Annotated in this window: 12 protein-coding genes and 1 pseudogene; 4 read left to right on the top strand and 9 right to left on the bottom strand. The window is 68.3% G+C overall.

From position 1 onward, the window contains the following. Positions 1-9: 9 nt before the first annotated feature. Positions 10-900 carry a mycobacterial-type methylenetetrahydrofolate reductase gene (locus tag G6N28_RS12205; RefSeq protein WP_163900587.1) on the bottom strand — a complete coding sequence of 297 codons (891 nt, stop codon included), beginning with the start codon at positions 898-900 and terminating at the stop codon, positions 10-12. A gap of 142 nt (positions 901-1,042) precedes the next feature. Here G6N28_RS12205 and G6N28_RS12200 point away from each other — a divergent pair, with 142 nt between their 5' ends. From G6N28_RS12200 to G6N28_RS12190, 3 genes are read left to right on the top strand one after another with little or no spacing between them, the layout of a single operon-like run. Beyond that, a complete protein-coding gene (locus G6N28_RS12200; protein ID WP_456093982.1) occupies positions 1,043-2,476 on the top strand; it encodes a protein adenylyltransferase SelO in 1,434 nt (477 codons plus the stop codon). A gap of 22 nt (positions 2,477-2,498) precedes the next feature. After that, on the top strand, positions 2,499-2,732 hold the full coding sequence (locus G6N28_RS12195) for a hypothetical protein (protein WP_235674552.1): 234 nt from the start codon (positions 2,499-2,501) through the stop codon (positions 2,730-2,732). Positions 2,733-2,775: 43 nt separating this feature from the next. Next, positions 2,776-3,861 (top strand): M42 family metallopeptidase, encoded by a 1,086-nt coding sequence (locus G6N28_RS12190; RefSeq protein ID WP_163900583.1) that lies wholly within the window; start codon positions 2,776-2,778, stop codon positions 3,859-3,861. A 78-nt stretch (positions 3,862-3,939) separates the two neighbouring features. Here the strand turns inward: G6N28_RS12190 and G6N28_RS12185 are convergent, their stop codons facing one another. After that, entirely contained in the window at positions 3,940-4,653 is a 714-nt protein-coding gene (locus tag G6N28_RS12185; protein WP_163900581.1) for a DUF899 domain-containing protein, read from the bottom strand. Positions 4,654-4,878: 225 nt separating this feature from the next. On the opposite strand from G6N28_RS12185, the pseudogene G6N28_RS12180 reads away from it, so the two are divergent. Beyond that, a pseudogene (locus G6N28_RS12180) lies at positions 4,879-6,098 on the top strand (IS110 family RNA-guided transposase). A gap of 38 nt (positions 6,099-6,136) precedes the next feature. Here G6N28_RS12180 and G6N28_RS12175 read toward each other — a convergent pair. The 7 genes from G6N28_RS12175 to G6N28_RS12145 form a co-directional block, all read right to left on the bottom strand. Continuing rightward, the gene (locus tag G6N28_RS12175) at positions 6,137-7,033 is read right to left on the bottom strand and encodes a hypothetical protein (RefSeq protein WP_179962062.1); all 897 of its coding nucleotides are present in this window, start codon (positions 7,031-7,033) and stop codon (positions 6,137-6,139) included. 5 nt (positions 7,034-7,038) lie between these two features. After that, positions 7,039-7,449 carry a cupin domain-containing protein gene (locus G6N28_RS12170; protein WP_163900579.1) on the bottom strand — a complete coding sequence of 137 codons (411 nt, stop codon included), beginning with the start codon at positions 7,447-7,449 and terminating at the stop codon, positions 7,039-7,041. 18 nt (positions 7,450-7,467) lie between these two features. Next, positions 7,468-8,184 carry an SDR family NAD(P)-dependent oxidoreductase gene (locus tag G6N28_RS12165; RefSeq protein ID WP_163900577.1) on the bottom strand — a complete coding sequence of 239 codons (717 nt, stop codon included), beginning with the start codon at positions 8,182-8,184 and terminating at the stop codon, positions 7,468-7,470. A 13-nt stretch (positions 8,185-8,197) separates the two neighbouring features. Further along, positions 8,198-8,749, bottom strand: coding sequence for a sigma-70 family RNA polymerase sigma factor (locus tag G6N28_RS12160; protein ID WP_163900575.1), 552 nt, complete (start codon positions 8,747-8,749; stop codon positions 8,198-8,200). 77 nt (positions 8,750-8,826) lie between these two features. Beyond that, positions 8,827-9,492, bottom strand: a complete 666-nt coding sequence (locus tag G6N28_RS12155; protein WP_163900573.1) for a nitroreductase — start codon at positions 9,490-9,492, stop codon at positions 8,827-8,829. Positions 9,493-9,556: 64 nt separating this feature from the next. Continuing rightward, a complete protein-coding gene (locus tag G6N28_RS12150) occupies positions 9,557-12,346 on the bottom strand; it encodes an AAA family ATPase (protein ID WP_163900571.1) in 2,790 nt (929 codons plus the stop codon). Between the two features lie 91 nt (positions 12,347-12,437). Then, positions 12,438-13,196 (bottom strand): SDR family oxidoreductase, encoded by a 759-nt coding sequence (locus G6N28_RS12145; protein WP_163900568.1) that lies wholly within the window; start codon positions 13,194-13,196, stop codon positions 12,438-12,440. Between the last annotated feature and the right edge of the window lie 10 nt (positions 13,197-13,206).

Below are 13,206 nucleotides of genomic sequence, written 5' to 3'. Positions count from 1 at the left end.
CAACATGCGTTAAGCGTCGGGGGACCAGTACGCGAGCATCTCCGCGAACGTATCGAACGCCGGGCCGGACACCCCGTAGGTGGCCTCCAGGTGGATGGAAAGCGGAAAACCGAGGTCGGCGACGCCGTCGATGACCCGCTTGTACAGGTCGACCATCAGCTTGCGTTTCTCGGTCGGCTCGGTGGCGGCCAACCGCTTGACGAACTCCTGCTCCTCGGCCACCGCGGCGTTGCCCGGGTCCTGGATCAACCAGTGGATCAACCCGACCTTGCTCTCGATCTTCGGGACGAACCCGAACGACAGCAGGATCTCGGGCCGATGCTCGGTCGTCGCGGCGAACTCGCGCAGGAACCCGACGATCGCGTCGGAGTAGAGCAGCTGGGTCATGCCGTACGTGGCGCCGCGGTCGCACTTGAACTTGAACCGGCCCTGCTCCCCCTCGCGGGTCGGGATCAGGATCGCGCCGCGGTTGGGGACCAGGTCCTCGAACAACGCCAGCGCGTCGGTCGGTGCGACGCCGGAGCCTTCGCCGTCGGCCATCGTGCGCGGCACCCCCACGAACGCGATGCCCTCGAATCCGGCGGCCGACAGCTCGGTCAGGCGGCGACGCAGCGTCGGTTCGTCCATGAACGAGGTGACCTGCGTGCACAGCCCCCGGACACCGGGCAGCTCGGGCTGGATGACCTGCCAGAAGTCGAGCACGTCCATCTTCGGTTTCATCTCGACGGGCCGGTCGTCGTCCTCTTCGATCATCCCGGGGATCATCACGTGCCCGATGCGCCCGGCCAGACCGCTCTGCGCCGAGTACCGCAACACCTTCTGCGCGTCCTCGCGCGCCTGCTCCGCGCCGCGGTCCACATTGGGCGCCACCAGCTCGAGCGCGATGGTGTTCAGCGTCACCGGGCTGCTCCTCGATCCGACGATTACTTCCCGCTGCGCGGCAGGTCGCGACGACCACCGTCCGCACTTATCTAGAAAGCCTCACCATACAGACACCCGCGGTCTCCGTACCCTTGGTGTAGTGAGCGCCGCACCCAGCACCATTTCCGTCGGGGACCGCTTCGCCCGTGAACTGCCGGAGCTGGCCGTCGGGTGGCGGGCCGAGGAGGCACCCGATCCGCGCCTGCTCGTGCTCAACGAGGCGGTGGCGGCCGATCTCGGCCTCGACGCCGACTGGCTGCGCGGCCCGGACGGCCTGCGGTTCCTCACCGGCACCCTGGTGCCCGACGGCGCGGCGCCGGTGGCCCAGGCCTACGCCGGGCACCAGTTCGGCGGGTTCGTGCCCCGCCTCGGCGACGGCCGCGCGCTGCTGGTCGGCGAGCTGACCACCGCCGAAGGCGAGCTGCGCGACCTGCACCTCAAGGGCTCGGGGGCCACCCCGTTCGCCCGCGGCGGTGACGGGCTGGCCGCCGTCGGCCCGATGCTGCGGGAATACGTGATCAGCGAGGCCATGCACGCCCTCGGCATCCCGACCACGCGGTCGCTGGCCGTCGTCGGCACCGGGCGCACGGTCACCCGGGAGACGTTGTTGCCGGGCGCTGTGCTGGCCCGGGTCGCGCGAAGTCACCTGCGGGTGGGCACCTTTCAGTACGCGGCGACGACGGGCGATTCGGCGTTGCTGCGCCGTCTCGCCGACCACGCCATCGCCCGCCACCATCCCGGCGCGGCGGAGGCCGACAACCCCTACGTCGCTCTGTTCGACGCGGTGATCAGGGTGCAGACGTCGCTGGTCGCGAAGTGGATGCTGGTCGGGTTCGTGCACGGGGTGATGAACACCGACAACACCACGATCTCCGGCGAAACCATCGACTACGGTCCGTGCGCGTTCATGGAGGCCTACGACCCCGAGACGGTGTTCAGCTCGATCGACTCCTGGGGTCGCTACGCCTACGGCAACCAGCCGTCGATCGCGGGCTGGAACCTCGCCCGCTTCGCCGAGGCGCTGCTGCCGCTGTTCGCCGACGATCAGGATCAGGCGATCGCGATCGCACAGGACCGGCTCGAGGGCTTCAGCGTGCGGTTCCAGCAGGAGTTGACCGGCGGCATGCAGGCCAAGCTCGGGCTCACGGGCGAGCCGGCCGAGCAGGCGCCGCTGATGAACGAGCTGCTCCAGCAGCTTGCCGACAGCCACGTCGACTTCACGTCGTTCTTCCGGCATCTGGGCGCCGCGGCGCGCGGCGACACCGAACCGGCACGGGGGCTGTTCCTCGATCTCGCGGCCTTCGACGCGTGGCTGAGCCGGTGGCGCGCGCTGCAGCCCGACCCCGAACTGATGGACCGCGTCAACCCGGTCTACATCCCGCGCAACCACCTCGTCGAGGAGGCGTTGGCCGCGGCGACCGACGGCGATCTGGGCCCCGTCGAGCAACTGCTCGTCGCTGTGACCGCGCCGTACGACCAACGGCCCGGCCTGGAGCGCTACGCCGAGCCCGCACCGGAGGACTTCGGGCGGTATCAGACCTTCTGCGGGACCTGACCGGCGGCCTAGACTGCCGGTCATGGTTTCCCTGCGACGGGCGATGATGGCGGCGCTTTTCGCGGTCGCCCTGGCGGCTGCTCCGTGCTCTGCGGCCGCCTCGGTGGCCCAGCCCGGCAACGTCGGCTGCGCGCCGGGTGAGACCGGCGTGATCTACGGGTGCGCGCCGTTCTGCGTGCCGGGCAAGGCGCTCGACGTCAACACCGGGTTGTGTGTGCCCGCGCCTCCGCCGTTCCCGCACCCGCCGATCCAGTAGGGACCGGCGGTTACCCCGGGGCTGCTTCGGTAACTCCTCGGCTGTGACCGATCAATATCAGTTGCGCCGCGACCTGTTGCAGGAGTTGCTGTGGGCGTACGGGCCGTGCGGCCAGGAACAGGCGGTGCGCGAGGTGTGCCGTCGAGAACTCGAACCGCACGTCGACGAGGCGTGGGTGGATCCGGCCGGAAACCTGGTCGGCCTGATCCGCGGGCAGAGCCGCGACGACGACCGGGCCATTCGGGTGATGGCACACATGGACGAACTGTCGATGCTGGTCAAGCGGATCGAACCCGACGGCAGCCTGCACCTGACGCCGTTGGGCACGATGTATCCGGCCAACTTCGGGCTCGGCCCGGTCGCGGTGCTCGGGAACCGCCGGCCGGTGTGCGCCGTGCTGACGCTGGGCTCCGAGCACACCACCAAGGAAAGCCGGCGGATCTGGGAAACCAAGCCCGACCAGGGCGACAAGTCGCTGGACTGGATGCACGTCTACGTCTTCACCGGGCACACCCCGGAGGAGTTGGCCGACGCCGGCGTGCAGGCGGGCACCCGGGTGTGCATCGACCGCAGCAAGCGCACCCTCGTCGATGCCGGCGACGGCTACCTCGGCGGCTACTTTCTGGACGATCGGGCCCCGGTGACCGCCCTGCTGCAAGCGGCGCGGGTGCTGCCCGAGCGGCGACCCGCCCACGATGTCTATCTGGTGTGCACCACCAGCGAGGAGATCGGCGGGGTGGGCGGTTCCTATGCCAGCCGGGTGCTGCCCGGCGACCTCACCCTCGCACTCGAGGTGGGCCCGACGGAGGCCGAGTACGGCACCACGGTCGGCGGTGGCCCGATCGTCGGCTACAGCGACGCGGAATGCGTCTACGACAAGGATGTCGCGGACACGCTGATGGGGATCGGCGCGGACCTGGGAATGTCGCCTCAGGCCGCGGTGCTGGGCGCATTCGAATCCGACGCCTCACACGCCAAGGGCAGCGGGCTCACCCCACGGGCCGGGTTGCTGTGCCTGCCGACGTTGAGCACCCACGGCTACGAAGTCATTGCCCGCCAGGCGATCCCGGACATGGCGCGGCTGCTCGTCGAATTTCTGCGGCGTTCGGGATCAGCGGGCCCACCCTGAGCCGACTGCGCAGTTTCATCCGCGACACGCCGCGGCGAGCGTATGAGACCGCACACTCGCGCCCGTCGCGACGGGCCGTCAGCCGGATCCGTACGCCCGGGCGATGTCGGGTGAGTCCAGCCACCCGGCGTACGTCGGGCCCTGCGGCCAGCCGGGCGGCGAGTCCTGCCACTCCTCCTGGCGGCCCCACGGCAACAGGTCGATGAGCGCGAACGTGTGGCTGAGTTGTTCGGTGCCGCGGCCGTTGGTGTGCCAGGTGCGGTACACCGCGTCTCCTCCCGACGGCGCCGTCGCTTTCAGAAACACGTTGACCGCGAAGCCCCCGCCGGGCGGGGCGTCGACATCGGCGCCGAACGAACTCAGCGACGACGAGTACCAGTCCATCCGGTTGCCGACCTTGGCGCGGTAGGCCAGCGCGTCCTCGATGGGGCCGTTGGTGACGACGACGAAGCGGGCGTCGTAGCTGTCGAGGAACTCCAACCGGGTGAACTGCGAGGTGAACCCGGTGCAGCCGCCGCACTGCCACTCGGCGCCGTCGGTCCACATGTGGTGGTACACGATCAGCTGAGAGCGCCCCTCGAACACGTCGGCCAGCCGCACCGGTCCGTGCTCACCGATCAAGGTGTAGTCGGGCATCTGCACCATGGGCAGCCGCCGGCGCTGCGCGGCGATCGCGTCCAGCTCGCGGGTGGCTGCCTTCTCGCGCTGCCGCAGCTGGTCGAGCGCCGCACGCCAGGTCCGCTGGTCGACGACGGGTGGCAGCGCATTCGCCGAGACGGGGTTCGTCGTCATCGGTCTCCTTACCTTTCTTGGAGGGTGTTCGGGGCCGCTGGCCTTAGTTAGGCTTCGATTCACCCAGGGACAGCGGGTATGGCTTTCATTGGTCAGCCCTTGATGGCCGAGGAGGATTGGCCGCCCGCTGTCCCGCGACGACTCGACCGCTAATTGAGAGATGCGATTCGATCGCTGTGTAAGGACACGACGGCGTGGTCGTCTGCCGGGCTGGTGGAAATGGTGATGAGCACGGAGGCGGTAGTGACACAAGCTGTTTGGGCGGGTATCGATGCTGGGAAATCGGACCACTTCTGCGTGGTCATCGATGCTGAGGGAAAGCGACTGCTGTCGCAGCGGGTAGCCAACGACGAAGCGACTCTGTTGAAGTTGATCAGCACTGTCGCAACCATGGCTGACGGCGGTGAGGTCACCTGGGCCATCGATCTCAACGCTGGCGGTGCGGCCCTGCTGATCACGCTGCTGATCGCCGCTGACCAGCGGCTGCTCTACATCCCCGGCCGCACCGTGCACCACGCCTCGGGCAGCTACCGCGGGAGGGTAAGACCGACGCCAAAGATGCCGCCGTCATTGCCGATCAGGCCCGGATGCGCCGCGATCTGCAACCACTGCGCCCCGGAGATGACATCGCAGTGGAGCTGCGCATTCTCACCAGCCGGCGCACCGATCTGGTGGCTGATCGCACCCGCACGATCAACCGACTGCGTGCCCAGCTGCTCGAATACTTCCCAGCCCTGGAACGCGCGTTCGACTACAGCACCAGCAAGGCCGCGTTGCTGCTGCTCACCGGCTATCAAACTCCCGATGGGCTGCGACGAGCCGGTGCTGCTCGACTGGCAGCCTGGTTGGGTAAACGCAAGGCCCGCAACGCCGACGCCGTCGCGGCCAAAGCCCTGCAGGCCGCTCACGCTCAACACACCGTCATACCCGGACAACAACTCGCTGCGGCCATGGTTGCCCGCTTGGCCAAGGAGGTGATGGCCCTCGACACCGAAATCGGCGACACCGATGCGATGATCGAGGAGCGATTTCGCCGCCACCGCCACGCCGAAATCATCGTGAGCATGTCGGGCTTCGGCGTCACGCTCGGCGCCGAATTCCTCGCTGCCACCGGCGGAGACATGAGTGCCTTCGACTCCGTTGACCGCCTCGCCGGCGTCGCCGGCCTGGCTCCGGTACCGCGTGACTCCGGCCGCATCAGCGGCAACCTTCAACGACCCCGCCGCTACAACCGGCGCCTGCTGCGCGCCTGCTACCTGTCGGCGCTGTCCAGCATTCGATCCGACCCCGTCTCGCGCACGTATTACAACCGCAAACGCGCCGAAGGCAAACGCCACAGCCAAGCCGTCCTGGCCCTGGCACGTCGGCGTCTCAATGTTCTGTGGGCAATGCTGCGCGACCACACGACCTATCAACCCACCACGCCTACTGCCGCAGCGGCTTGACAACCTCATTGAGAATCCTCCTGCGTTTCGGGTGCAGGTTATGACCGGCTCAGCGACCGAAACTCATCGTCGGCTTCCGCGGCCGCCACCGCCGCCGGATGCAGCCAACTCGCGAGGTTGCGAACGTAGTCGGTGAAGACGGCCAGCCGCGACGGATCGGCCTTGATCTGGCCGCCGGGGGGCTCGGCCACGAACGACGGCGCACCGCGGTCGACGTCCCAGTTGTAGTCGGCGAAGTGGTGAAACGTCGACTCGGCGAGCGCGCGCCCCATCGGACGCCCGTCGGGGCCGGTTTCACCGTCCATCGCGACGGCGAGGTTGAACCGGCGGCCTGTCGCGGTGCTGCGGCCTTGGGCGAGCACGGACGCGAACGGCACCGTGGCGGACACCGCGCCTTCGTGCGGGTGCGCCGGAAACCATTCGATGCGCCCGCTTTCCGTGCGGCTGGTGCGCAGCAGTTCGTGCGGGGGTTCCTCGGCGAAGACAGGTTGGTAGTCGCCGTTGGCGCCCGAGTGGTAGTTGGGCCAGCAGATGGAAGGGGTGTCCTTGTCGTCACACAGAAGGCGCTGGTCGACGGTCGGGTCGTGGAACTGGTTGACCCGGCCGAGCGAACCCAACCGCAGCACGCAGCACCCGAGGTCCTGGTGGTCGCGGGCGGTGAGCACCCCGCCACCGTTGCACCGAAACCTCAGGATCGCTTCGGCGTCGGCGGCGGTCAGGCCGTCGCCCGAATCAACAGCCATCAGCCACAGCTGGTCGAAACCGAGTTCGTCGAGACGGCTCAGTATTGGGTCGTCACCGCTCTTGTCCGAGCGGTTGCGCGCCACGACCTCATGGCCCGCAGTCCGCAACTTCCCGGCCAACAGCGCGAACCGGTCGATGCCCCAATCGTCGAAGCAGTCCGAAATCGTGGTCTGCAGAAGTATTTTCGACATCGCGATCAGTTCCGGCCGATGCGCAGGTGCTTGCGGGCCACGAGTTCGTCGTCCTCGACGAGAACCAGCATCGGCTGATCGGGCATGCACAGCATGGTGACCACGAACCGGCTGCCGATGTCGTCGCGGTTGTTGGCATCCGAGTAGTGGATGACGTCGCCACCGGGTTCCCAGAACGCTTCGCCGGCCTTGATCACCCGAGGCGGCTCGCCCTCGAGCTCGAACAGCATCTCGCCTTCGAGCATGTAGCCGAAGGCGGGGCCACCCGGGTGGCGGTGCGGCGGGGCGCCCGCACTGCCCGGCGGGTACTCGACGACGACGGTCATGGCGTGCGCGCCTTGTGGGATGAACGGCGGCGTGGCCTCCTGCACCACGGTCAGCGCGTTCTGCCACGACGCGTCGTATTGCTTGGACATCGGTACTACCTCCTTGGTTCAAATAGCGCTGCCGCCGCCGTCGGCGTGCAGGGTGGAGCCGGTGATGAAACTGGCGCGCGGCGAGGCGAGAAAGAGCACCGCGTCGGCGATCTCCTCCGGATCTGCGGTGCGGCCCAACGGCAGGGCGCGGCCGAGTTCCTCGTTGGTCTCGCCCCACTCCGCCGCTACGCCTTCGGTTTTGGTGGGTCCGGGCGCCACACTGTTGACGCGGATGCCGTGGCTGCCGAACTCGGCGGCCCACGTGCGGGTCAGTGACTCCACGGCGGCTTTTGACGCGCTGTAGGTGGATGCGCCGGGCACACCTTTGGACGCGACCATGCTGGTGACGTTGACGATGCAGCCGTGGCCCCGTTCGAGCATGCCCGGCACCAGACCGGCGGCGAGAAAGTACGCTCCGCGGACGTTGGTGTCGAACGTCTTCTGGAATGCGGCGACATCTTGTTCGAGGGTCGGTGCGCCGGGAAAGCTGGCGGCGTTGTTGACCAGGATGTCGACAACACCTGCTTGGCGCACAAGGCTTTTCACGGAGTCCAGATCCGAGAGGTCGGCCTGGATGAAGCGCGCTCCGGTCGCCTCCGCGGCCGCCTGTCCGCGGTTGTGGTCTCGGCCGGTGATGATCACCGAGGCGCCTTCACCGGCGAACAAGCGTGCGCAGGCAAAGCCGATGCCGCCGGTGCCGCCGGTGATCAACACGGTGTGGTTTGTCAGTTCCATTTCCATTGCCTCCTCAGGCGATACACGCGGGTTGGGTCAAGGCGGTGCGCAGCCGGTTGCGGGCCCGCGAGGCCCGCGACATCACCGTGCCCATCGGGATGTTCATCAGCTCGGCGGTTTCGGCGTAGGTGTAGCCCTGGATGTCGGCGTAGTAGACCACTTCGCGGAACCCTTCGGGCAAGGCAGCCATGGCGGTCTCGATGTCGATGTCCGGCAACGCATCGAGGACTTCGGTCTCCGCGGACCGTTGGCTGTGGGGCAGCCGAACGGCCTGGTAGGCCAGTTCGTGCTCGGTGAGCGCATCGACCGAAATCTCTGGGGGGCGACGCTGTTTGGCCCGGTGCGCGCTGACCCATCGGTTGTAGAGGATGCGAAACAGCCACGCCTTGAGGTTGCTGCCCTCCCGGAAGGTGTGAAACCCGGCGTATGCGTGCAACAGGGTGTCCTGAAGCAGGTCGTCGGCGTCGGCGTCGCTGCGGGCCAGCCGCCGCGCGCCTCGCGCCAGCGCCTCGTAGAGCGGTTCGGTTTCCCGGGTGAAGCGCGCGCCCAGGTCTTGATCCGTCATGGGGAGCCTCCCGTGTCTCGTGTGTCAAGATCAGACTCGTCCTGATGAAGGCGAACCGAACCCTTGGAAGTCCGTAGTCAGTCGCTGATGAACGTGACCGTCTCGGCCGGCGACGCCCGACCGGTGCGGACGTATTCGACGGCGGGATCCTCATAGCCGATCGACATGCCGCAGAACAGCATCAGGTGCTGCGGGGGTGACACGATTTCCTCGACCGTCTTGCGGACCTGCGACCAGGCCATCTGTGGGCAACTGTGCAGTCCTTCGGCGCGCAGCAGCAGCATGACGGTCTGGAGGTACATGCCGACGTCGGCCCACTGGGGCCGGCCGAGGTCGCGGTCGATGTAGCAGAACAGGGCGGCGGGGGCACCGAAGCAGTCCCAGTTGGCGATCGCCGCGCGTTGGCGCGCTTCCCAGTCCTCGCGCTCGATACCCAGCGCGCTGTAGCGCTCCCGGCCGAACGCCGATCGCCGCTCTGCGTAAGGCGACTTCAATTCGGGCGGGTACATCTCGAATTCCCGCTCGTCCCAAGGGTCTCCGGCAGCCACCCGCTCGGTGGCCAGCTTCTTGAGCTGACGCAACGGCGCGCCGGTGACCACGTAGATGTGCCACGGCTGAAGGTTGGAGCCCGACGGCGCCCAGGCAGCGGCGGCCAGCACACGCTGCAGAACCTCCGCCGGCACGGGCCGATCGAGGAAGCCGCGCACCGCCCGCCTGCTTTGCACTGCTCGGTAAACGTCCATGCTTTTCAGCATGGTGACTGCGGCCCGAAATCGAGCCCTTGAATTCTCGTGGTCTGCCCGGGCCCTAGCTGGCCCAGGAGATCTTGCGAAGCTGTCGTCGTGACGTGACGCCGAGTTTGACGAACACCTTGCGCAGGTGCCATTCGACGGTGTGCGTGCTGATGAACAGCTGTGCGCCGATCTCCTGGTTCGTCAGGCCTTCACTGGCCAGCCGCGCGATCTGGGCTTCTTGTGCGGTCAGGTCGTCACCGGTCTTGCCCGCCTTCTTGCGGGTCTTCTCGCCGGTGGCGGTGAGCTCCCTGCGGGCGCGTTCGGCGAAGGCCTCGGCGCCCATCCGGGTGAACATCTCATGTGCCTCGTTGAGATGGATGCGGGCGTCGACGCGGCGGTTCATTCGGCGCAGCCATTCGCCGTAGCGCAGGTGCGCACGGGCCAGGAACACCGCGATGTGCGTGCACTCCAGATGTTCGATGGCCTCGGTGAACAGTCGGTCGGCCGAAGCGTCGTCGGCCAGCAGTGCCTGCGCGCTCGCCAAAGCGCCCAACCCCCAGTGGGTTCCGCTGGATTCGGTGCGCTTACGCACTTGGTCCAGCGCTGCTGTGGCGACCTCTTGGGCTCCGGTGTGCACCGCGGCTTCGATGAGCTCCATCAGACACCAGCCGAAGAACCCGAGATCCTCGAACTCACACGCCCGCTGCGCGCTGGCGAACGCTTCGTCGTACCGGCCCAGACCGTTGTACAGGATCGCGGCGAGGTAACCGGTCAGCCCCAGCACCCGCCCCTCTCCCCTGGCGGTCGCTTCCGCGGCGGCCGACTCGAGCACACCGGCAGCCGACGGATCTCCCCGCCACGCCACCAGGGACAACGCGTGGTATCGCAGCGGGGCGTAACCCGTCGACGCGGTGATCGACGCGGCCTCCTCGATAAGCGTTGCCGCCGTCGTGAATTCGCCTGCCAGCACGTGGACTCCAGCACGGTAGGCAAGGGCCGGCGGAAGAACCGCCAGCGCGCCTGCGTCGCGAGCTTGCCGAACGACGTCGCTGGCCAGCTGGAGGTAGAGCTCGTCGTCCCACAGTTCGCCGGTCGCCGACTCCTGAACGATGGCCAGCCCCAACGTCATCCATCGCAACGACTGGCCGTGGTTCTGCTGTTCGTGTGCGCACATCAGCTCCAGCGCGGCGCGCATCGGGTCGGTGCCGGCAGCTACGCCGCCGGCGATCCGATTCGCCATGCCGCTCAGCAGCAGATCGGTCGGGCGGTCGAGCTTCGGCGCCCGGCGCAGCGCGACACATGCCGCGTCGGCCACCGCGGTCATCACGTCCGGCTCGCCGAGGCGCGCGGCGTACATGGCGGCGGCGAGCGCCTCGAGATAGGCGTCTCGGGCCAGTTCGTCGTCCAGGTCTTCGATTCGTCGCGCGGCGTCGAGCAGCTGCCTGGCGGGCTCAACCAGGGGCGGGGCTGCTGGCTCGCCTCCGCGACTGCGGGCGAATTCCATCTGTGCCCGCAGCCGGGCTACCTGCGCCCGTTGCAGTTCTGACAGCGAACCGAGCTCGGCGACCGCGAGCAGCTCATGAGCGGCCTCCGGCGCTGCCGCATCCCACTTCGCCCGTGCGGCGGCGATCGCCCGTCCCGCCCGGCGCGCCGGGTCCGACGTCAGCCCCACTGCACGCTCGAGAAACGCCGCGGCCGCTGCGACGCCGCCACGGGTTTGCGCCCGGCCTGCCGACGCCTCCAACTCGGCGGCCACCGCGTCGTCGGGTCCGGCGGCGGCGTTGGCGGCGTGCCAGGCCCGCCGGTCCGGGTCGAGCTGCGGATCCGTGGCCTCGGCCAGGGCAGCGTGGATGGCGCGGCGGTCGGCCAGGTCGGCGGCGCGGTATGCGGCCGACCGCACCAGCGGGTGATGGAACCGCATCCGCGGCCCGAACTCGATCACTCCCGCGGCCTCGGCAGGAGCCAATGCGTCGACGGGAATGCCGAGTTGCGCGGCCACTCGTAAGAACAGCGCCGCGTCACCGACGGGCTCTGCGGCCGCGACCAACAGCAGCCGGCGGGTCTGCGCCGGCAGCGCCTGGATTCGGCGGACGAACCCCTCTTCGATCTGTCCGGCCGACGGGCGCAGTCCGGGGTTCCAGAAACCGCCGGCGAGTTCGCTTGCGGGAACGTTGCGCGGCACCTCCAGCAGAGCCAGTGGGATGCCTCTGGTCTCGGCGACGACGCGGTCGCGCACACGTTCGTCGATCGGCGCCCTGAGAACGGAATCGAGCAAGGCATGCGCGTCGCTGCTCGACAGGGCGTTGATGGGCAGCTCGTCAAGTCCGGCCAGCGCTTCGGCGGTGCCGTGCCGGGCGGCGAAGATCAGCGCGACCGGTTCGGCCATCAGCCGTCGCGCAACAAAAGCCAATGTCTGGATCGAGACTTCGTCGAGCCACTGCGCATCGTCGATGAGACACAACAACGGTCGAGCGTTCGCGGCGGCCGCGAGCAGGCTCAGCACCGCCAGCCCTACCAGGAAGCGGTCCGGCGTCGGCCCCACCCCGCGGCCGAACGCCACGGCCAGCGCATCGCTCTGGGGCTTCGGTAACTCGTCGGCGTGGGTCATCAGCGGTGCGCACAGCTGCTGCAAGCCGGCGAACGCGAGTTCCATGTCGGATTCCACGCCCGCCACCTGGACGCGGTGAAGGTCCGCCGCCTGCGAAACCACGTACTCGAGCAGGGCGGACTTGCCCACCCCCGCCTCGCCGCGTAGCAGCAGGACGCGGCTGGTGCCGGAGGCGACGTCAGCGAGCAGGTTGCGTAGCGTGGCGCACTCAGCGGCGCGACCGAGCAGGCCGTGTTCCCGACCCAGGTCCGCCATAGTCTCCACCGCACATGTCTTCAGTGGACCCTACGACTCGCCGTCCGTCTACAGGCCCGGTGCGATCTTGATAGTAGCGGCGCCGGGTAGGTCAGGCCTTGGCGGCCGTTCGCAACAGCCAATCCTCGAAACGGGTGTCGAACAGGGTCGCACCGGCCGCGGGCACCAGGGTGCGCTCGTCGAGGTCGACGCCCCAGTACCGCGCGGCCGGGTCGGTGACGATCTCGCGTCCGTCACCGCGTGCGGTGAGCGCGGTGCGGATGAGGTCGGGTAGCCGGAACGGCTCGGGGCCGGCCACTTCGGCGATGCCGTTGCGCGGCGCGTTGACCGCGGTGATGGCGACCGCCTCGGCGACGTCGACCGCTGCCATCGGTTGGATGAGCTTGTCGGGCAGCCGAACGGTGCCCTCGACCGTCGCCGAATCGGCGATGGACCCGAGGAACTCGAAGAACTGCGTTGCGCGCACAATCGAGTACGGAATCGGTCCTGCGGCGACGAGGTTCTCCTGCGTGAGCTTCGCGCGGAAGTATCCACTCTGGCGGGCCAGGAGTTCGGTGCCCACGACCGACAGCACGACATGATGTCCTACCCCGGCGGGTGTCTCCGCGCGCAACAGGTTCGCCGTCGACGTGGTGAAGAACTCGGTGGCCGCGGCCTCCTCGAAGGACGGCGAGTTGGACACGTCGACGACGACGTGGGCACCGTGCAGCACGTCGGTAACGCCTTCGCCGTTGACGGCGTTCACCCCGGTCGACGGCGCCGCGGCCACGACGTCGTGGCCGTGCTCGGTCAACATCTGCACCAATCCTGTTCCGATGCGGCCGGTGCCTCCGATGACGACGATGTTCATGACGACCAGA

The sequence above is a fragment of the Mycolicibacterium pulveris genome (assembly GCF_010725725.1).
Lineage (GTDB): Bacteria > Actinomycetota > Actinomycetes > Mycobacteriales > Mycobacteriaceae > Mycobacterium > Mycobacterium pulveris.
Note: the sequence above shows the minus strand (reverse complement) of the source record. Positions and strands in the feature narration are given on the sequence as shown.

Bases quoted from the DNA above. Each gene is read 5' to 3' on its own strand.
- G6N28_RS12195 (WP_235674552.1), top strand. From the start codon at position 2,499: ATGGTTTCCCTGCGACGGGCGATGATGGCGGCGCTTTTCGCGGTCGCC.
- G6N28_RS12185 (WP_163900581.1), bottom strand. From the start codon at position 4,653: ATGACGACGAACCCCGTCTCGGCGAATGCGCTGCCACCCGTCGTCGAC.
- G6N28_RS12175 (WP_179962062.1), bottom strand. From the start codon at position 7,033: ATGTCGAAAATACTTCTGCAGACCACGATTTCGGACTGCTTCGACGAT.
- G6N28_RS12170 (WP_163900579.1), bottom strand. From the start codon at position 7,449: ATGTCCAAGCAATACGACGCGTCGTGGCAGAACGCGCTGACCGTGGTG.
- G6N28_RS12165 (WP_163900577.1), bottom strand. From the start codon at position 8,184: ATGGAACTGACAAACCACACCGTGTTGATCACCGGCGGCACCGGCGGC.
- G6N28_RS12160 (WP_163900575.1), bottom strand. From the start codon at position 8,749: ATGACGGATCAAGACCTGGGCGCGCGCTTCACCCGGGAAACCGAACCG.
- G6N28_RS12155 (WP_163900573.1), bottom strand. From the start codon at position 9,492: ATGGACGTTTACCGAGCAGTGCAAAGCAGGCGGGCGGTGCGCGGCTTC.
- G6N28_RS12150 (WP_163900571.1), bottom strand. From the start codon at position 12,346: ATGGCGGACCTGGGTCGGGAACACGGCCTGCTCGGTCGCGCCGCTGAG.
- G6N28_RS12145 (WP_163900568.1), bottom strand. From the start codon at position 13,196: ATGAACATCGTCGTCATCGGAGGCACCGGCCGCATCGGAACAGGATTG.